Origin of the sequence: Kitasatospora sp. NPDC092948 (assembly GCF_044754805.1) — a bacterium.
Lineage (GTDB): Bacteria > Actinomycetota > Actinomycetes > Streptomycetales > Streptomycetaceae > Kitasatospora.
Genome location: NZ_JBIVPU010000001.1, coordinates 832,588 through 850,828, shown reverse-complemented (window position 1 = coordinate 850,828; position 18,241 = coordinate 832,588). Strand labels below are relative to the sequence as shown.

Annotated in this window: 16 protein-coding genes; 4 read left to right on the top strand and 12 right to left on the bottom strand. The window is 74.6% G+C overall.

What is annotated here, in order from left to right:
* Nucleotides 1-12 precede the first annotated feature (12 nt).
* Genes ACIQF6_RS03370 through ACIQF6_RS03360 form a run of 3 tightly spaced genes read right to left on the bottom strand, consistent with a single transcriptional unit; the run spans nt 13 to nt 3,481 of the window.
* The gene (locus ACIQF6_RS03370) at nt 13-903 is read right to left on the bottom strand and encodes an SDR family oxidoreductase (protein ID WP_400889568.1); all 891 of its coding nucleotides are present in this window, start codon (nt 901-903) and stop codon (nt 13-15) included.
* Nucleotides 900-1,901, bottom strand: a complete 1,002-nt coding sequence (locus ACIQF6_RS03365) for an alpha/beta fold hydrolase (protein WP_400889566.1) — start codon at nt 1,899-1,901, stop codon at nt 900-902. The genes ACIQF6_RS03370 and ACIQF6_RS03365 overlap by 4 nt, the downstream gene beginning before the upstream one ends.
* A complete protein-coding gene (locus ACIQF6_RS03360) occupies nt 1,898-3,481 on the bottom strand; it encodes a flavin-containing monooxygenase (RefSeq protein WP_400889564.1) in 1,584 nt (527 codons plus the stop codon). The genes ACIQF6_RS03365 and ACIQF6_RS03360 overlap by 4 nt, the downstream gene beginning before the upstream one ends.
* A gap of 248 nt (nt 3,482-3,729) precedes the next feature.
* On the opposite strand from ACIQF6_RS03360, the gene ACIQF6_RS03355 reads away from it, so the two are divergent.
* Nucleotides 3,730-4,479 carry a MerR family transcriptional regulator gene (locus ACIQF6_RS03355; RefSeq protein ID WP_400889562.1) on the top strand — a complete coding sequence of 250 codons (750 nt, stop codon included), beginning with the start codon at nt 3,730-3,732 and terminating at the stop codon, nt 4,477-4,479.
* A 164-nt stretch (nt 4,480-4,643) separates the two neighbouring features.
* On the top strand, nt 4,644-5,444 hold the full coding sequence (locus ACIQF6_RS03350) for an inositol monophosphatase family protein (RefSeq protein ID WP_400890097.1): 801 nt from the start codon (nt 4,644-4,646) through the stop codon (nt 5,442-5,444).
* Between the two features lie 22 nt (nt 5,445-5,466).
* Here the strand turns inward: ACIQF6_RS03350 and ACIQF6_RS03345 are convergent, their stop codons facing one another.
* The gene (locus tag ACIQF6_RS03345; RefSeq protein WP_400889560.1) at nt 5,467-6,912 is read right to left on the bottom strand and encodes a pyridoxal phosphate-dependent decarboxylase family protein; all 1,446 of its coding nucleotides are present in this window, start codon (nt 6,910-6,912) and stop codon (nt 5,467-5,469) included.
* Between the two features lie 410 nt (nt 6,913-7,322).
* On the bottom strand, nt 7,323-8,696 hold the full coding sequence (locus tag ACIQF6_RS03340; protein WP_400889558.1) for a diaminobutyrate--2-oxoglutarate transaminase family protein: 1,374 nt from the start codon (nt 8,694-8,696) through the stop codon (nt 7,323-7,325).
* A 187-nt stretch (nt 8,697-8,883) separates the two neighbouring features.
* Here ACIQF6_RS03340 and ACIQF6_RS03335 point away from each other — a divergent pair, with 187 nt between their 5' ends.
* On the top strand, nt 8,884-9,558 hold the full coding sequence (locus tag ACIQF6_RS03335) for a class I SAM-dependent methyltransferase (RefSeq protein ID WP_400889556.1): 675 nt from the start codon (nt 8,884-8,886) through the stop codon (nt 9,556-9,558).
* Between the two features lie 13 nt (nt 9,559-9,571).
* Here the strand turns inward: ACIQF6_RS03335 and ACIQF6_RS03330 are convergent, their stop codons facing one another.
* Both ACIQF6_RS03330 and ACIQF6_RS03325 read right to left on the bottom strand, forming a co-directional pair.
* Nucleotides 9,572-10,288, bottom strand: a complete 717-nt coding sequence (locus ACIQF6_RS03330) for a response regulator (RefSeq protein WP_400889554.1) — start codon at nt 10,286-10,288, stop codon at nt 9,572-9,574.
* A complete protein-coding gene (locus ACIQF6_RS03325) occupies nt 10,285-12,048 on the bottom strand; it encodes an ATP-binding protein (RefSeq protein WP_400889552.1) in 1,764 nt (587 codons plus the stop codon). Before ACIQF6_RS03325 ends, ACIQF6_RS03330 begins: the two co-directional genes overlap by 4 nt.
* A 186-nt stretch (nt 12,049-12,234) precedes the next feature.
* On the opposite strand from ACIQF6_RS03325, the gene ACIQF6_RS03320 reads away from it, so the two are divergent.
* A complete protein-coding gene (locus ACIQF6_RS03320; RefSeq protein WP_400889550.1) occupies nt 12,235-13,596 on the top strand; it encodes a cation:dicarboxylate symporter family transporter in 1,362 nt (453 codons plus the stop codon).
* Nucleotides 13,597-13,701: 105 nt separating this feature from the next.
* Here ACIQF6_RS03320 and ACIQF6_RS03315 read toward each other — a convergent pair whose 3' ends face one another.
* From ACIQF6_RS03315 to ACIQF6_RS03295, 5 genes are all read right to left on the bottom strand, one after another.
* Nucleotides 13,702-14,655 (bottom strand): hypothetical protein, encoded by a 954-nt coding sequence (locus tag ACIQF6_RS03315; protein ID WP_400889548.1) that lies wholly within the window; start codon nt 14,653-14,655, stop codon nt 13,702-13,704.
* Nucleotides 14,656-14,766: 111 nt separating this feature from the next.
* Nucleotides 14,767-15,591: a hypothetical protein gene (locus ACIQF6_RS03310; RefSeq protein ID WP_400889546.1), complete on the bottom strand. Its 825-nt coding sequence runs from the start codon at nt 15,589-15,591 to the stop codon at nt 14,767-14,769.
* Between the two features lie 144 nt (nt 15,592-15,735).
* Entirely contained in the window at nt 15,736-16,137 is a 402-nt protein-coding gene (locus ACIQF6_RS03305) for a hypothetical protein (RefSeq protein WP_400889544.1), read from the bottom strand.
* 167 nt (nt 16,138-16,304) lie between these two features.
* Complete coding sequence (locus ACIQF6_RS03300; RefSeq protein WP_400889542.1) at nt 16,305-17,021, bottom strand: response regulator; 717 nt, start codon at nt 17,019-17,021, stop codon at nt 16,305-16,307.
* A complete protein-coding gene (locus tag ACIQF6_RS03295; RefSeq protein WP_400889540.1) occupies nt 17,018-18,199 on the bottom strand; it encodes a sensor histidine kinase in 1,182 nt (393 codons plus the stop codon). The genes ACIQF6_RS03300 and ACIQF6_RS03295 overlap by 4 nt, the downstream gene beginning before the upstream one ends.
* Between the last annotated feature and the right edge of the window lie 42 nt (nt 18,200-18,241).

Genomic DNA, 18,241 nt, shown 5'->3' with positions numbered 1-18,241 from the left:
CTGGTCCGATCGTCACTCCGCCTTGGCGGCCAGCGCGTTCCGGTCGGCCTCCCCGCCGGCGCCGACCGGGCGCAGCCGGGTGTCGGCGGTGGCCTTCAGCTGGGGTGCGAGCTTGGCGACGTCGCGGGCGCCGACGGTGGCGATCAGGCCGGGGAGCATCCAGCGGACCGGCTGCATGCCGCGCAGCCAGGCCTGCGCGTAGACGTGCGGCGAGCGGCGGCCGATGCCGGCCACCAGGCGGTCCACGGCCGGGCCGATCGGGTAGGTCTTGTTGGCGGGCCACGGCAGCTTGGCCCGCATCTGCCGGAGCACGGCGTCCTGGTCGGCGCCGCGCACCATGTCGGTGTCGGTCCAACTCAGGTAGCCGACGCCGACCTTGACGCCCTGGTGGGCGACCTCGGCGCGCAGCGCGTGGGCGAAGGACTCGACGCCGGCCTTGGACGCGCAGTAGGCGGACATCAGCGGGGCCGGGGTGAGCGCGGCCAGCGAGGCTATCTGCAGCAGGTAGCCCCGGCTCTCGGCCAGCGCGGGCAGGAAGGCCCGGGCGGTGGCCACGGAGCCGAGCAGGTTGACCTCGATCACCCGGCTCCAGGCCCGGAAGTCGCTGTCCTGCATCGGCCCGCCGAGCGCGATGCCGGCGTTGGCGACGACGGTGTCGATCCGCCCGTACCTGTCCTTGATCCGGTCGGCCACCTCGGTGAGCGCGTCCAGGTCGGTGACGTCGGCCTCCCAGGCGGAGGCGTGGTCGCCGCACTGCGCGGCGACGGCCTTGAGCTCGGCGGGCTCCAGGCCGACCAGCGCGACCTTGGCCCCCCGGTCGGCGAGCTTGCGGGCCATCAGCGCGCCGAGGCCGCGGGCGGCTCCGGTGATGACGACGACCTGCGAGGACAGTGGCGGGGTCATGCGGTCTCCTCGACGACGGCGGACTGGGACGGAACCCTGGAACTGACTGCACTGCTTTCGGCAGCACTGATCGCAACGCCGGCCGACAGGTCGTCGGCGACCAGCGCGGCGATCCGGCGGATCTCGCCGGCGACCTCGGCGGGCCGCTCGATCGGGCTCATGTGGCCGGCGCCGGCCAGCTCCAACAGGCCGCGGGAGTCGGCCAGGGCGTCGACGATGCGGCGCGAGTGCACCGGCGGCGTCAACTTGTCGTTGCTGCTGGTGACGACGGCGGTGGGCGCGGTGATTCGGGCCAGCCCGGCGTACACGTCCAGGACGTCCAGCACGACCGCCCACCCGTAGCGCACCTTGCCCGGGCAGGCGTGCACCACCTGCGCGCAGGCCTCGACCCGGTCGGCGGGCGTGGCGGGGCCCATGGTGGCGTACTTGAGCGCCGCCCGGCTGACGCCGTTGACAGGGCCGAGCGACAGCCGGGACTGCAGCACCGGCCGGCTCAGGAAGCGCCGCAGCCCCTTGCCGCGCACGAAGGGCGGCAGCACCAGCAGTTCGTCGACGAGGTCGCCGGCGCCGGTGTTGAACAGCACGTTGGCTGCGGTGCGGTCGGCCACCTCGGGGCGTCCGCCGGCCGCCATGATCGTCATGCCGCCCATGCTGTGGCCGGCCACCACGGCGCGCCGCCCGGCGGGGACGGTCGCGACCAGCACCGCTTCGAGGTCCTCGGCGAGCTTGTCGGTGCCGTACCCGGAGGCGTCGGCCGGCGCGGGGCTGCGGCCGTGGCCGCGCTGGTCGTAGGCGACCACCCGGAAGTCGGCGACCAGCCGGTTGACCACGGGCGCCCAGAAGGTGGTGGCGCAGGTCCAGCCGTGGGCGAGCACGATCAGCGGCGCGCCCTCCGGTCCGTACTCCTCGACGTTGAGTTCGGCGCCGTCGGCGGAGCGGACGGTGTGGACGGCCGCCGGGTCGGGCAGCACGCAGTCGACGGGGATACGAGGGCTCATACGGGCACCGCCTCGGGGTCGAGCGCGTCGCCCAACGGGGCTCTGCGCTTGAGGAGTTCGTACTCGGCAAGGTCTACGTGCCGGGTGGCACGGCGGAAGGCGCTGGTGGAGGCCGGCCACAGCAGGGTGTTCTTGCCGTCCTCGTCGAGGTACCAGCTGCGGCATCCGCCGGTGGTCCACACGGTGCGGCTCATCCGGTGCTGGAGCTCCAGGTTCCACTGCCGCTGGGCCCGTTCGGTGGGCTGCATCGCGGTGGCGCCGATCGAGTCCAGCGTGGTGAGCGCGTCGATCAGGTAGTTGAGTTGGGACTCGATCATCAGGATCATCGAGCTGTTGCCGAGCCCGGTGTTCGGGCCGATCAGGAAGAACAGGTTGGGGAAGCCCCGCACGGTCGAGCCGCGCAGCGCCTCCATACCGTCCTTCCACGCTTCGGCCAGCGCCATGCCTCCGACGCCGTACACCCGCTCGGCGATCGGCAGGTCCGTGGTGTGGAATCCGGTGCCGAACACCACGGCGTCCACCTCGTGTTCGCTGCCGTCGGCGGCGACCAGGGTGCTGCCGCGGAACTCCCGCAGACCGGCCGCCACCACCTCGGTGTTGGGGGCGGCGAGCGCCGGATAGTACGTGTTGCTGAGCAGGATGCGCTTGCAGCCGATCCGGTAGTCCGGGGTGAGCTTGGCGCGCAGCGCCGGGTCGGTGACCGCCCGGTGCATGTGACGGAGCGCCACCTGTTGAACCAGCGCGAGGAGTTGCGGACGGCGCACGAAAGCATCCACCTGGAGCTCGCGGATCGCGAACAGCGCGGCGCGCCGCAGCAGGCCGCTCGGCGGGAGTTTGCTGTGCAGCCACTTCTCGGCGCCGGTGACCTCGCGGTCGGCGCGCGGCAGGACCCAGGCCGGGGTGCGTTGAAAGACCGTCAGGCTGCGGACGGCGGGCTGGACGGCGGGGACGATCTGGATCGCGGACGCACCGGTGCCGACCACGGCGACGCGCTTGCCGGCCAGGTCGTAGTCGTGGTCCCAGCGGGAGGAGTGGAAGACCTTGCCGGGGAAGGCGTCCAGCCCGGGCAGGTCCGGGATCTGCGGCTCGGCGAGCGGACCGGTGGCGGAGACCACGGCGTCGGCGGTCCAGCTGCCGACCCGGGTGGTGACCCGCCACCGGGTGTGCTCCTCCTCCCAGCGCAGCTCGGTGACCTCGGTGCCGAACCGCAGGTGCGGGCGGAGTCCGAAGGTGTCGGCGACCCGTTCCAGGTAGGCGCGGATGTCGGGCTGGCCGGAGAACACCCGGGGCCACTCGGGGTTGGGCGCGAACGAGAACGAGTACAGGTGGGAGGGCACGTCGCAGGCGCAGCCCGGGTAGGAGTTGTCGCGCCAGGTGCCGCCGACCGAGTCCGCGCGTTCCAGGATCACGAAGTCGGTGATCCCGGCGCGGCGCAGCCGGACGCCGGCGCCGAGGCCGCCGAAGCCGGAGCCGACGACGACCACCCGCACGTGCGGCACGGGCTGCGGCGCGGCGGCCGCGTGCGGTTCGTCGGGGTCCGGCTCGACGGGTACGGGCGGCTTCTTGGTGCGGGGTGCCATGGGCGGGTCCTCCTGGCGAGGGTGGGGCGGCACGGACCGGTGCGGTGCTGCGCGGCGCGGTGCTGCGCGGTGCGGTGCTGCGCGGCGCGGTGAACCACCGCTGGGTGGTGGGGGATGGAGCCCTGGATGCTGCCAGTAATCACTGGCGCGTTTGGCAGAGTAGCCCTTATTGACACTGAGTGGAATAGCGCGGACGCCGGGGATCGAACGTCTGACCGCCCCACCTCACCGGCCCTATGCTGACCGGCGTGGCGGAGATCGAGCAGGACCGCGAGCCCCCGTACGAGTACCGCATCGCCGAGCTCGCCGAGGCGGCCGGCATCAGTGTGCGCACCGTCCGCTTCTACCGCGAACGCCGCCTGCTCCCGCCGCCCCGCAAGGCCGGCCGGATCGCCTGGTACGGCCCGGCACACCTGGCCCGGCTGCGCCTGATCGCCGAACTGCTGGAACGCGGCCACGCACTCGGCGGCATCGCCGAACTGATCGGCGCCGGCGAGGACGGCCGCGACGTCGCCGAACTGATCGGCCTTCAGGCCGCCCTGGTCGCCCCCTGGTCCGACGAGACGCCCGTCCACCTGAGCTGGGACGAACTCCGGGCCGCGTTCGGCGACCAGTTGACCGAGGCCAACAGCGCCGAGTCCCTCGCCCAGGGCTTCATCACCGTCGACCCCGACGGCATCACCCACATCAGCCGCCGCCTGATGGACGCCACCGTCGCCCTGGTCGACGAGGGCGTGCCGCTGGCCGCCGTGCTGGAGGTCAGCCGGCGCGCCAGCGAGTACGCCTCCGCGATGGCCGACGCCTTCGTCGCGCTGATCCGCGACCACCTGCTCGACGCCCTCACCCACGTCCAGGACCTCACCCCCGCCGAGGCCGCCCGCCTCACCGACCGCATCCACCGCATCCGCCCCCTGGCCCGGGCCGTCAACGACGCCCAGTTCACCCTGGCCATGGACCGCCGCGTCCGCGCCGAGTACGAACGCCCGGGCACCACGTGACACCCGTCTCCCGATCCGCCCCGCCCGCCCGCCGCGCCTCGACATGTCGACATGACGCCTTCCCTCCCGCAGGCGCGTCCGCCGTCCCACCAGCCACCTGCGCATCACCCGTCACACCCCGGCATGGGAGAGTGGTGGGCGGTGAAGGGAGCGCGGGCGTGTTGATGGAGAAGGTCACCGAGATCCTCGTGGAGGCGGCGGCGGAGGCGATCGAGCCCCGGTTCCGGGCGCTGGCCGAGGGCGAGGTGATGGAGAAGGCCCCCGGCGATCTCGTCACCGTCGCGGACCGGGACGCCGAGCGGATCATCACCCGGCGGCTGCGCGAGCTGCTGCCCGTCCCGGTGGTCGGCGAGGAGGCGGTGGCCGCCGACCCGGCGCTGGCCCGGGCGCTGGTGGAGGAGCCCGCCGCCTGGCTGGTCGACCCGGTCGACGGCACCAAGAACTTCGTCGCCGGTGAGCCCTCGTACGCCGTGATGGCGTCGCTGGTCCGGGGCGGCCGGACCGTCGCCTCCTGGATCTGGCAGCCGTGCTCGGGCACCGCCTACACCGCCGAACTCGGCGCGGGGGCGTGGCAGAACGGGACGCGGCTGGTCCGGGAGAAGGTCACCACCGCCCCGGAGACCTGGACGGGCATCCTGAAGTCCCGCTACTTCGCGCCGCCCACCAGCCACCGGCTGCTCTCCAACGCCCGCGCGCTCGGCCCGCTGGACCCGGGCCGCCGGGCCGCCGGCATCGAGTACCCGCTGGTCGCCACCGGGGAGCGCGACTTCATCCTGTACTGGCGCACCCTCCCCTGGGACCACTCGCCGGGCTCGCTGCTGATCACCGAGGCGGGCGGCCGCTCGGCCCGCTTCGACGGCTCCCCCTACCTGCCCGAGCCCCCCGGCGGCACCAACGGCCTGCTGGTCGCGGCGGACCCGGAGCAGTGGGAGACCCTCAGGGAGATCCTGCTCAAGGGTTTCTGACATCTTCGCCGGGCGGTCGGCGCTACTGCTTCTGCACTGCTCGCCCGCTCTCCACCACGGCCGCCAGCAGCGACTCCACCTCCCGTTCGGTGGTGTGCGGGTTGAGCAGCGTCAGCTTCAGCCGCACCCGGCCCGGGCCGCTGCCCGGGAGTTCGGTGCGGCCGACGACGGCCCGGCCGGTGCGCAGCAGGCGGCGGCGCAGCTCCGCGTTGACGTGGTCGCTGTCCTCCGCCGTGTACCGGAACACCACGGTGGTCAGCACCGGGTCGCAGTGCAGCTCCAACTCGGGCGTGGTGCGGACGACTTCGGCTGCCCGCCGGGCCAGGTCGTGGCAACGGTCGACCAGCGCGCCGAGCCCGTCGCGGCCCAACGACCGCAGGGTGACGGCGAGTTTGAAGGCGTCCGGGCGGCGGGTGGTGCGCAGCGACTGGCCGAGCAGACTGGGGTAGCCGGCCTCCTCGTCGTCGGCGGGGTTGAGGTAGACGGCGCGGCGGGCCAGCGAGGCGTAGGTGCGGGCGTCCCGGGCCAGGAAGACGCCTGCGGCGGCGGGCTGCCAGCCGAGTTTGTGCAAGTCGAGGGAGACCGAGTCGGCCCGGTCGAGGCCGTCCAGCAACGGGGCGAGCCGGTCGGAGAACAGCGCGCCGCCGCCGTACGCGGCGTCGACGTGCAGCCAGGCGCCGTGGCGGGCGGCGAGGTCGGCGATCTGCCGGAGCGGATCTACGGCGCCGGTGTCGGTGGTGCCGGCGGTGGCGACCACCGCGATCGGGGTCGCGCCCTCCCAGTCGGCTTCGGCGAAAGCGTCGGCCAACGCCGCGGGTTCCATGCGCAGTTGGCGGTCCACGGGGACGGCACGGACGGCGCGTTCACCGAGACCGAGCAGCGCGGCGGCACGCTGGACGGAGAAGTGGGCGACCTCGGAGGCCAGGATCCGGGGGCGGACGTTGCCCGGGATGCCGTTCAACTCGACGTCCGGGCCGAGGCGTTGGTCGCGGGCCAGCATCAGCCCCATCAGGTTGGACTCGGTGCCGCCGGTGGTCAGCACACCCGCCGCGCGGTCCGGCCGGAATCCCACCAACCGGGCGAGTTCGGCGAGGAGTTCGCTCTCCAGCGCGGTGGCGGCGGGGGCCTGGTCCCAGGAGTCCTGGGACGGGTTGAGGGCGCTCACGGCGAGGTCCGCGGCGACCGCGACGGCCAGCGGCGGGCAGTGCAGGTGCGCCGCACACGCCGGGTCCGCCGGGTCGGCCGCGCCGTGCGCCAGCAGCTCCACCAACTGCCCGAGCGCGCCCGCCCCTTGAGCCCGCTCCAGCGTCTCCCGCACCAGCTCCCCCACCGCCTCCGGCTCCCCGGCCACCACCGGCCCGCCCCGCCGCACCGCCCCTGCGGTGAGCGCCGCCAACACCTGCGCAAGCAGCGGCCGCAACGCCTCGGGCCCGCCCACGCCGCCGGAGAGATCGGTTAACTCGCCCACGTCCAACCCACTTTCCACCTTGGAGACATTGCTTCATACGACGCCGGCCCGGCCGATCACGCTTCATGCGACGCCGGCCCGGCCGATCACGATCCGGCGAAGAACACCGGCGGCGACCGCCTCACCGTCCACCGGCAGCGGAACCCGCCCGGTTCGTCGACGGCGGCAGCAGCATGCCGACAGCTCGCCGCAGTCGGTCGCACGGCGACACCTGCCGAAGCGCCACGGCACCTGCCGGGCCGACCCGAGCCGCCGGCCAACCCGCCCGAGGCGCACGCAACCGACCGACAGGAGACGGGAGTTGACCTCGCATCGGCCAACCGCCGGAGCGCCGGGGGTGAGCCTGTCCCGAATGCCCGACCGACCGCCCTCCCGCTCCGCCGATCCATACTCCCTGCCCCGACGCACGCTCAGCTCGCCGCCGCAGGCTCTCGCATCGCGAACTCGATGGCGTCGCAGAGCCGTTCGAGGACGGCGTCGGCCTGCTCGTCGGTGATGGTGAGCGGCGGGAGCAGTCGCAGCACGGCGTCGTGCCGGCCGCCGAGTTCGACGATCAGGCCGCGGGCCAGGCAGGCTTCGCGGACCCGGACGGCGAGGCCGGGGTTCGCGGGGCGGGCGCCGCAGCTGTCGGGCTCCCCTGCGGGGTCGACGAGTTCGACGCCGAGCATCAGGCCGCGACCGCGGACGTCGCCGATCACCGGGAGTCGGTCGCGGGCGCCGTCCAGCCGGGCGGCGAGCCGGGCGCCGACCGTCTCGGCGCGGGCGACCAGCCCGTTCGCGGCGATGTACCGGAGCGTCGCGGCGCCTGCCGCCATCGCCAGGGTGTTGCCGCGGAAGGTGCCGGTGTGGGCGCCGGGCCGCCAACCGTCGTACTCCTCGCGGTAGACGACGACGGCCAGCGGGAGGCTGCCGCCGATCGCCTTGGACAGCACCATCGCGTCCGGCTCGATGCCGCTGTGCTCCACGGCCCACATCCGGCCGGTGCGGCCGACGCCCGTCTGCACCTCGTCGACGATCAGCGGGATGCCGCGTTCGGCGGTGATCCGGCGCATCTCGCGCAGCCAGCCGTCGGGGCCGGGAACGACGCCGCCCTCGCCCTGCACGGGTTCGAGGATCATCGCGGCGGCAGGGAGCACGCCGCCCGACGGGTCGTCGAGCAGCCGCTCGGTGTACGCCGCGGCCAGCTCCGCGCCGCGCTCGCCGCCGACGCCGAACGGGCAGCGGTAGGCGTACGGGTAGGGCAGGCGGGTGACTTCGCCGGCACCGGGCAGCGGGGCCTTGACGGCGGTGTTGCCGGTGACGGCGAGCGCACCGGCGGTCATGCCGTGGTAGGCGCCGGTGAAGGCGAGCGCGCCGCGGCGGCCGGTGGCGGTCTGCATGAGCTTGAGCGCGGCTTCGACGGCGTCGGTGCCGGCCGGGCCGCAGAAGTGGATCCGGGCCTTGGCGGCGAACTTCTCGGGGAGGCTCTCGAACAGCGCGGTGGTGAAGTCGTCCTTCTCGGCGGTGGCGAGGTCGAGCAGGTGGAGCGGGGCGCCGCTGTCCAGCGTGCGGCGGATCGCTTCGAGCACCACCGGGTGGTTGTGGCCGAGGGCGAGGGTGCCGGCACCGGAGAGGCAGTCCAGGTAGCGGCGGCCGTCGGCGCCCTCCACGGTCATGCCGTTCGCGCGCACCGGGACGATCGGGAAGGACCGGGCGTAGGTGCGGGCGGCCGACTCGCGGATGCGCTGGCGGCGCAGGATCGCGTCGCCGGCGGGCGCGGCGGAGGTGCCGACGGTGAGGGTCACAGCGGAGCTCCCTTGAAGATTAGGTAAGGCTAACCTTACTACTGAGCCTCCGGCGAACCCCGCCCCGGGGCACTTTGATCACCCGTCCGAGTGAGCACGCGCCAGTTCTCGCACCCGACTCCCCAACGAGCATGACCACGCCGAAGTCACGGCCGTGACCCCACCCGGGCCCAAGTACCCTGCCGCCATGGAGACTCCGCCCCATGACGCGCCCGCCCACGACCCGCACGCCCACGACCTGCGCCCCCACGACCCGCACGCCCGCGACGCGCACGCCCGCGAACTCGCCGACACCCGCGCCTTCTTCGCCGAACGCGCCGCCGACTGGGACCGCAGGTTCCCGGACGACGGCCCGCGCTACGCCGCCGCGATCGCCGACACCGGCCTGACGTCCGGTCAGTTCGTCATCGACGCGGGCTGCGGCACCGGGCGCGCGCTGCCGCTGCTGCGCGCGGCCGTCGGCCCGTCGGGCGCCGTGCTCGGCGTCGACCTCACCCCGGAGATGCTGGCGGAGGCCGCCGCCTACCGCGCCGACGCCGCCCTGGTGCAGGCCGACTGCACCCGGCTCCCGCTGCCCGACGCCGTCGCCGACCTGGTCTTCGGGGCCGGCCTGATCTCCCATCTGCCGGGCCCCGGCACCGGACTGCGGGAACTCGCCCGGGTCACCCGCCCGGGCGGCCGGCTCGCCCTCTACCACCCCGTCGGCCGCGCCGCCCTCGCCGCCCGCCACGGCCGCCCCGTCACCCCGGACGACCTGCGGGCCCGCGACAACCTGTTCCCGCTGCTCGCCGCCACCGGCTGGAAACCGCTTTCCTACACCGACGAACCGGACCGCTTCCTGGTCCTCGCCGAGCGCGGCTGAGCCGCCGAACCGCCTACTCGGCCTTCCAGCGGTAGCCGAGCTCGGGGCGGCCGACCTGTCCGTAGCGGGGTTCGCGGGTGGCGCGGCCGGTGGTGACCAGGTGCTCCAGGTACCGGCGGGCGGTGATCCGGGAGACCCCGGTGGCCTCGGCGGCGGCGCCGGCGGAGAGCCCGTCCGACGCGGTGCGCAGGGCGGTGGCGACGGTGTCCAGGGTGGTGGCGGTCAGGCCCTTGGGGAGGCTGCTGCGGTCGGTGCCGCGCAGCAGCGCGAGAGCCCGGTCGACCTCGTCCTGACCGAGGGCCTCCCCGTCGCGGCCGAGGCTCGCCCGGTAGCGGGCGTACTGGCGCAGGCGATCGCCGAGCGCGGCGGCGCCGAACGGTTTCAGCAGGTACTGGACGACGCCGGCGGTGACGGCCTGTCGGACGGTGGCGAGGTCGCGGGCGGAGGTGACGGCGATGATGTCGGCGGTGTGCCCGGCGGCGCGCAGGGTGGCGCACAGGTGCAGGCCGTGGCCGTCGGGGAGGTAGAGGTCGAGCAGGATCAGCTCGACGGGGTCGCCGGCCTCCCGGGCGCGGTCGAGGGCACGGACGGCTTCCGCGCGGGAGTGCGCGGTGGCGGTGACGGTGAAGCCGGGGGTGCCGGTGACGTACCGGGCGTGGGCGTCGGCGGCGACCGGGTCGTCCTCGACCACCAGCACCCGGATCGGCCGGCGCTCCGGGCCGCCGGTCACGCGTCCGCCGCCGCTCGCCGGAGCGGGAGTCGGACGGTGAGCACCGCGCCGCCGCACCGCTCAGCACCACCACACCGCTCAGCACCACACGGCTCGGTGCCACCACACCGCTCGGCACCACCGCACGGCCCGGCACCACCACACCGCTCAGCACCGCCGCCCGGCCCGGCGCCGCCGTGCGCGCCGCCCTGGCCGAGCCGGACCTCGCCACCGTTGCGGCGGGCGGTCTGGGCGACCAGGGCGAGGCCGAGGCCGCGGCCGTGCTGCTTGGTGGTCCAGCCGCGGCGGAAGACCTCGTCGGCGGCGGCGGGGTCGACGCCGGTGCCGGTGTCGGCGACCCGGAGCAGCAGGTGGCCGTCGTCGGTGCGGGCGGTGACCCGGACTTCGGGGGCGGCGTGGGCGGCGTTCTCGATGGCGGCGTCGACCGCGTTGTCGATCAGGTTGCCGAGCAGGGTGACCAGGTCGCGCGGGGTGAGCCGGTCGGGCAGGACGCCGTCGTCGATCCGGCTGTCCTCGGTGAGGTGGAGTTCGACGCCGCGTTCGGCGGCCTGCGCGGCCTTGCCGAGCAGCAGTGCGGCGAGCACGGGTTCGCCGACCGCGCCGACCACCTGGTCGGTGAGCCGCTGGGCGAGGGCGAGTTCGGCGGTGGCGAACTCCACGGCCTCGCGGTGGCGGCCGAGTTCGATCAGCGAGACCACGGCGTGCAGCCGGTTGGCGGCTTCGTGGGCCTGCGCGTCGAGTGCCGAGGCGATGCCCTTGACGGTGTCCAACTCGCCGGTGAGGCCTTGGAGTTCGGTGTGGTCCCGGAGGGTGACCACGCTGCCGAGCCCGGGCCCGACCGGCGAGGTGTTGACCAGCAGGACCCGCTCGGCGGTCAGGTGCACCTCGTCGCGCACCGGCTCGGCGGACTCCAGTGCCCCGCTCAGCGAGCTCGACAGGCCGAGCTGACGGATCGTCAGTCCGGCGACCTCGCCCGACACTTGGAGCAGTTCGCGGGCGGCGTCGTTGCACAGCAGCACGCGGTGGTCCCGGTCGAGCAGCACCAGGCCTTCGCGGACCGAGTGCAGCGTCGCCTGGTGGTAGTCGTAGAGGTGGGCGAGTTCCTCGGCGTCCATGCCGTGGGTGTGGCGGCGCAGCCGGGCGGCGACCAGGTAGCTGGCGGTGGCGCCGAGGGCGAGGGCACCGGCGGCGATGCCGGAGAGGGCGAGCAGCGGGGTGCGCAGCCGGGCGGAGATGTTGTCGACGATGATGCCTGCGCTGACCAGGCCGACCACGTGGTGCTCGTCGTCGAAGACGGGGGCGACCACGCGCACGGACGGGCCGAGGGTGCCGGTGTAGGTCTCCGGCTGGAGGCGGCCCTGCTGGGCCTGGTCGATGTGGCCGAGGAAGGGCCGGCCGATCTGCGCCGGGTCGGGGTGGGTCCAGCGGATACCCTGCGGGTCCATGATCGTGACGAAGTCCACCGCGGTGTCCGCGCGGACTTGCAGCGCGTACGGCTGGAGGACGGCGGTGGGGTCGGGCCCGACGACGGCGGCGCGGACGGTGGGGGCGTCGGCGACGGAGCGGGCGACGGCGGAGGCCTCGTGGCGGGCGGTGTCCTCGGCGCGGGCCGCGGTGAACAGGTAGGCGAGCACGGAGCCGCCGGCGACCACGGCGCCGACGATGACCACCTGGACCGCGAACAGCCGTCCGGCCAGGCTGCGGCGCCGGCGGGGGCGGGCGGCGCGGGTGGCGGGGGCGGGCGGGGCGGCGGGGTGCATGTCGACAAGTGTGCCCGGTCACGGGCTTGTCACGACGTGCGCAGTACCCGTGAACACTATGACCGTAACCGTGACGTCGCTCACGACGGGGCGAATAGTCGGGCCCGGCCCGCCACCCACGGGCCGGTCGCGCCCACCCCCTCAGGGTCGCGACGAGAACGAGCCTACGGCGAAGGAGCCGAGCGGATGACCCCCTCCACGAACGGGACGCCCACGCGGAGATCGGATCGCACCCACTACCTCTACCTGGCGGTGATCGCTGCGGTGATCGCGGCGATCGTGGTGGGTCTGGCCGCGCCGAAGTTCGCGGTGGAGCTGAAGCCGGTCGGCACCGGCTTCGTCAACCTGATCAAGATGATGATCTCCCCGGTGATCTTCTGCACCATCGTGCTGGGGGTGGGCTCGGTCACCAAGGCCGCGAAGGTCGGCCGGGTCGGCGGCCTGGCGCTCGGCTACTTCCTGCTGACCTCGACGGTGGCGCTCGGCATCGGCCTCCTGGTGGGCAACCTGCTGGAGCCGGGCAGCGGCCTGCACCTCACTGCGGCGCTGGCGAAGTCGGGTCACGCGCAGGCCGCGGCGGGCGCGTCCTCCACCACCGACTTCCTGCTCGGGATCATCCCCACCACCCTGGTGTCCGCGCTGACCCAGGGCCAGGTCCTGCAGACCCTGCTGGTGGCGCTGCTGGTCGGCTTCGCGCTGCAGAAGATGGGCCCGGCGGGCGCGCCGGTCCTGCGCGGTGTGGAGCACCTGCAGAAGCTGGTGTTCCGCGTCATGTCGATGATCATGTGGGTCGCCCCGATCGGTGCGTTCGGCGCGATGGCGGCGGTGGTCGGAGCGACCGGCACGGCCGCGTTGAAGAGCCTCGCCGTGATCATGATCGGCTTCTACGTGACCTGCGTGCTGTTCGTGGTCGTGGTCCTCGGCCTGCTGCTCCGGCTGGCCGCCGGTGTGAACGTCTTCTCCCTGCTGCGCTACCTGGGCCGGGAGTTCCTGCTGATCCTGTCCACCTCGTCCTCCGAGAGCGCGCTGCCCCGGCTGATCTCGAAGATGGAGCACCTCGGTGTGAGCCGCCCGGTCGTCGGCATCACCGTGCCGACCGGCTACAGCTTCAACCTCGACGGCACCGCGATCTACCTCACCATGGCCTCGATCTTCATCTCCGAGGCGATGGACAAGCCGATGTCGATCGGTGAGCAGCTCTCCCTGCTGCTGTTCATGGTGATCGCCTCCAAGGGCGCGGCGGGCGTCACCGGCGCGGGCCTGGCCACCCTGGCCGGCGGCCTCCAGTCCCACAAGCCCGCTCTGGTCGACGGCGTCGGCCTGATCGTCGGCATCGACCGCTTCATGTCCGAGGCCCGCGCCCTCACCAACTTCGCGGGCAACGCCGCGGCCACCGTGCTGATCGGCCACTGGACCGGTGAACTCGACCGCGAGCGGATGAACGCCGTCCTGTCGGGCGCCCTCCCCTACGACGAGGCCACGGCCGAGCCGCAGCACACCGAGCTGCCCGCCCAGGCGCAGGCCCCGGTGACCGAACCGGCCGCCTGACGGACCGCCGTACCGCTTCGCCCCTGCCGACACCCGGGTTCGCCCGGGGAGCGGCGGGGGCGTCGGCGTGTGCGGCCCCGGCCGGCCGCGGGAGGCCGGGCGGGGTCAGGCGGGCTCCGGGGTGGTGCCGGAGAGGGCCCAGGCGAGGCCGGTGGACGGGTCTTCCAGGGCGAGGTGCAGGTGGCGGAGGTGGTCGCCCGGCTCTGTCCAGGTCAGGCAGTGCAGGCGGCCGACCAGGGCGTCGATGCGGGCCGGGTCCGCGCCGCCGGCCATCGCGGCGAGCAACTGCCAGACGGCGAGCCGCCCTTGGGCCGCGCCGCGGTCGGGGCGGGCGGAGGCGAGGTGGACCAGCGCCGGGTACAGCGCGGCGAACGACAGCGGCCCGCCGGTGACGTCCGGGCCGGCGGTCAGCTGCGCGACGGCGTCGGCGGCCCGGCCGCGCACGCACACGGCGACCGTCCAGTCGGACAGTCCGGCGAGCCGGCCGGTCGCCGGCACTCCCGTCAACCTCGCACCGGAGCACGGCAGTCGGAGGATGCCGAGGCCTTCCCTGGTCGGCGGCGCCAGGTGCAGGGAGCGCCGTGCGCCGCCACCCGGCAGGTACTCGCGGACCCTGGTGTCGCGCTCCCACCCGCAGTCCTCCCACGGGCGCAGCCGGTACGGCACGCCCGCGTCCTCGCCGGGCGGGCCGTCACCGAGCAGGGCCCGGGTGTGCGCGGCCAGCCGGCGGATCGCGGGCGGCAGCGGCAGCTCGGCCAGCACCGTCCAGGGGTGGCGGGTGGCGAGCACCTCCCACAGCGGCCCGGCGTCGTGGTCGGTGGTCGTCGCCGCCGCGCCCGGCCCTCCCCCGGGGTCGAACAGCCCCGCCGCGACGGCTGCGGGCGCACCGTACGCGACCAGGTGCCCGAGCGGCCCCGCCAAGCCGTCGTCGAGCGCCCGGCCCACCCGGAACCGTTCCAGCAGCTCCCCCCACCTCCCCCGCGCGGCCAGCCACTGCCCGGACGGCCCCCACCCGTACCGCGTCGGCCGCGCCGGACCCGTCCCGTTGTCGACGATCATCCGCTCAATGTACGACCACACCGGAAGGACGGCCCGCCGACGCGGCGGTGACGGGGCGTCACCCTCCACCCGCGGGCCGGTCGTCCTTCGTGGTGGACGGTGCCGGGCGGTTCAGCCGGCGGTGCAGATGACCTGCGCCGCCGCGGTCACCGGGGAGTCGGTGAGGTTGTTGACTCCGGAGAACCAGCTGGGGCCGCTGCTGTTCAGGCCGGAGATGAAGGCGCCCGGGTTGTCGGTGAAGATCCCTCCCCCGGTGGGGACTTGGCCCTGCGGGCAGGTGGCGAGGACGACTCCCGTCGAGTGCGGGGCGATGACCTTGGATTCGCCGGTGCGTCCGGAGGTCCCGATGTCGGCGCAGATCACCACCGCGCTGGCGGCCTGCACCGCGCCGCTGTTGTTGGCGACCCGCACCGACCAGGTGTTGGGGGTCGCGTGCAGGGCGCTCACCTCGACCTCGGTACCGCTGGAGTGCACCCCGCCCCCGCTGGTCACCAGGCCGTCCGGGCAGGTCACGGTCGCGGACCCGCCGGTGCCCGGGTTCAGGTTGCCCGGTGCGCTCTCGACCACGGTGTGGGCGACCGAGCTGCACAGCACAAACGCGGCCAGTTTCTGGACGCTCGAGGAGGTGTTCAGGGCGGTGAGCACCCACACGTTGCCCTCCGGGAACGAGTTCGTGATCGCAAAGGGATGCCCCGAGAGCAGCGCCGGGTTGAACCCGCCCCCTCCGGTCGGGACCTCCCCCGACGGGCACTCCACCGTGGCGATGCCGGTCTCGCCCGCGCCGACGTCCACCTCCGGACCGAGGTGCGGGTCGATGGCCGCCGCACGCGGGCCCGGTGCGGGTTGCAGGCCGTACGCGGCGGTGTTGCCTGCGGTGGCGGTACTCGCCGTGGCGAGAAGTACGGCTGCCAGAGTGAGCTTTCGGGAGTGTCGCATGTCGCGGCCCCTGTCGTGGTGGTCCATGTGATCCCATCCATCCCCGGAGCGGCGCGGCAGTCTCGTCGGGCCGCCCGGACGGCGGACGTGAATCCGTCGAGTGGCCGCGTGTCGGCCGGCCCCGGCGAGCGCCCCCGCGCTTCGTCACGCCGGGCGGCACTCCGGCAGTTCGACGACGGCGATGCCGGCCTCCTGCGCGACCGCCGGGCGGGTTCCGTCGGCGCCGACGGCGGCGATCGGCGTCGGGACGTGTTCCACCCCGAGGCACAGGGTCTTCTCCGGGACGGTCACCTCCGGCCATTCGGCGACCACGTGACCGGTCGTGGTGTCGAGCAGCCGGGGGTGGCCGTTCAGCGAGACCACCTGGGAGCCGCGGGCCGGCAGCGTGCCGGTGAGCCGGTCGACCGGGTTGCGGTGCAGCCGGCGGCGCTCGCCGACCGACCACACGCCGAGCTGCCCGGGCCCGAGGTCCGACCCCGTGGCACCGCCTTCGTCGGCGGAGGCGACCGCCGGCCGGTCGCCGTCCGGCCGACAGGCCGCGCCCACCCCAGCGGCTGCACACGCTCCGCCACCGGCCACACCTGAACCGTCATCACACTCTCCTCGCACTGATCGTCAGCCGCCCGAACGAGCACGGGGGCCGACCGGTGCCGCTCCGGACGTCGATCCGCGCCGGCCTCTCGGCGATCGGCGGGCGGCGGCCGCCGTCGGAGTCACGGCGCGCCGGGCCCGGGCGGGCGGTACGGGTGCGGGCCCATCAGGCCGTGGCGGTAGGCGGCGGCGACGGCCTGCGAGCGGTCGTGGACGTCGAGCTTGGCCAGGATGCGTTTGACGTGGGTCTTCACGGTGGACTCGGCCAGGTGCAGCAGCGCCGCTATCTCGTCGTTGGGGTGGCCGTCGGCGGCCAGCCGCAGGACTTCGCGCTCCCGGGCGGTCAGCGCCGCCAACCGCCCGCCGTCGTCGCGAGCGGCCGCAGAGGCGGGGGCGGGGGCGGGGGCGGGGGCGGCGAGCAGGTGGCCGAGCAGGTCGCGGGTGACGGCCGGGTCGAGTACGGCCTCGCCCGCGGCGACCGCGTGGACGGCGTCGATCAGGCGTTCCGGGGAGGCCCGCTTCAGCAGGAATCCGGCGGCTCCGGCGCGCAGCGCGCCCCAGACGTACGCGTCGTGGTGAAAGGTCGTCAGCACCAGCACCCGGGGGCCGACGCCCGCCAGCCGGCGGGTGGCCTCGATGCCGTCGCAGCCGGGCATTCGGACGTCCATCAGCACCACGTCGGGGCGCAGCGCGCGGGCGAGTTCGACGGTGCGCAGCCCGTCCTCGGCCTGGCCGGCCACCTCGATGCCTTCGGCGGTCTCCAGGACGACGGCGAGTCCCGCGCGCAGCAGCGGGTCGTCGTCGGCGATCAGCACCCGGACGGGGCGGGGGCCGTTCATGCGGGGGCTCCGGGCGCGGGGAGAGTGACGAGGACCTGGAAGCCGCCGTCCGGGCCGGGGCCGTGCGCGGCGGTGCCGTGCAGGCGGGCGGCGCGTTCGGCGATGCCGGTGAGGCCGCGGCCGGGGCGGTGGCCGGGCGGCGGCCCGTTGCCGTCGTCACGGACCTCGACCACGGTGGCGCCGGGGGCGGCGGCTATGCGGACGGTGGCGTGGTCGGCGCGGGAGTGGCGCAGGGTGTTGGTCAGTGCCTCCTGGACGACGCGGTACGCGCAGCGGTCCTGTTCGGCGGGCAGCGGCGGCGCGTCGTGGCGGTAGGTGATGTGCAGTCCGGCGTGCTCCATCCGTCCGATCAGGGCGGGGAGTTCGGCGAGCCCGGGTTCGACGCGCGGTGCGCCGTCGGCGTGTTGGGGCTCGGTGCGGCGCAACAGGCCCAGTACGCGGTCGAGTTCGCCGAGGGCGTCGGCGCCGGTGTGTTCGAGTTCGCGGAGCAGGTCGCGGCTGCGCCCGGGGGTGCGGTCGATCAGTCGGCGGGCCGCGCCGGCCTGAACGAGCATCAGGCTGAGCGAGTGCCCGACCAGGTCGTGCACCTCGCGGGCGATCCGGGCGCGTTCCTCGGCCAGCAACTCCTCCCGGGCCTGCCGGCGTTCGACGGCCTGCTCGGCGAGCCGGTGCGCGGTGCCCCAGCCGTACGCCCAGGCTGCCAGCCACACCGCCAGCACGCCGATGGGCATGAGGGTCGGGACGTCGTGGCCGAGGAAGTAGCCCGCCACGCCGACGGGCAGGATCGCCGGCCCGTACCCGGCCCGGCCGCGCCCGCCGTACCGGCCCAGCGCGTACGCGCCGAGCAGGTTGGCGTACGGCGAGATCGCGCTCTCCAGCACGGTCTGCGAGTCCAGGGTGAGCGCGACGGTCCCCACCAGGTACGCGCCGAGCGGGGCCCGACGGCGGGCCGCGACCGCCGCCGCGAGCAGCAGCGCGAGGGCGACCGCGAGCGGCATCCGCCCGCCGATCCGGGCCGCCGCCGCGAGGCGTTCGCCGAGCATCGCCGCCAGCAGGACGGCGGCGGGCCCCACGTCGGCGAGCACGGGCGGCAGGGTCCGCAGGGTGCGCAGGACCGCGGCGAGCCGGGGCGGGGAGGCGCTGCCGGGAGGCGGGGTGGTGGGGCCGGTGTCGGTCACCCGGTGAGGCTAGCCACCGGGCGGGGCTGCCTGCACGCCCAC

Bases quoted from the DNA above. Each gene is read 5' to 3' on its own strand.
- ACIQF6_RS03315 (WP_400889548.1), bottom strand. From the start codon at position 14,655: ATGATCGTCGACAACGGGACGGGTCCGGCGCGGCCGACGCGGTACGGG.
- ACIQF6_RS03350 (WP_400890097.1), top strand. From the start codon at position 4,644: ATGGAGAAGGTCACCGAGATCCTCGTGGAGGCGGCGGCGGAGGCGATC.
- ACIQF6_RS03360 (WP_400889564.1), bottom strand. From the start codon at position 3,481: ATGGCACCCCGCACCAAGAAGCCGCCCGTACCCGTCGAGCCGGACCCC.
- ACIQF6_RS03370 (WP_400889568.1), bottom strand. From the start codon at position 903: ATGACCCCGCCACTGTCCTCGCAGGTCGTCGTCATCACCGGAGCCGCC.
- ACIQF6_RS03300 (WP_400889542.1), bottom strand. From the start codon at position 17,021: ATGAACGGCCCCCGCCCCGTCCGGGTGCTGATCGCCGACGACGACCCG.
- ACIQF6_RS03335 (WP_400889556.1), top strand. From the start codon at position 8,884: ATGGAGACTCCGCCCCATGACGCGCCCGCCCACGACCCGCACGCCCAC.
- ACIQF6_RS03325 (WP_400889552.1), bottom strand. From the start codon at position 12,048: ATGCACCCCGCCGCCCCGCCCGCCCCCGCCACCCGCGCCGCCCGCCCC.
- ACIQF6_RS03310 (WP_400889546.1), bottom strand. From the start codon at position 15,591: ATGCGACACTCCCGAAAGCTCACTCTGGCAGCCGTACTTCTCGCCACG.
- ACIQF6_RS03320 (WP_400889550.1), top strand. From the start codon at position 12,235: ATGACCCCCTCCACGAACGGGACGCCCACGCGGAGATCGGATCGCACC.
- ACIQF6_RS03365 (WP_400889566.1), bottom strand. From the start codon at position 1,901: ATGAGCCCTCGTATCCCCGTCGACTGCGTGCTGCCCGACCCGGCGGCC.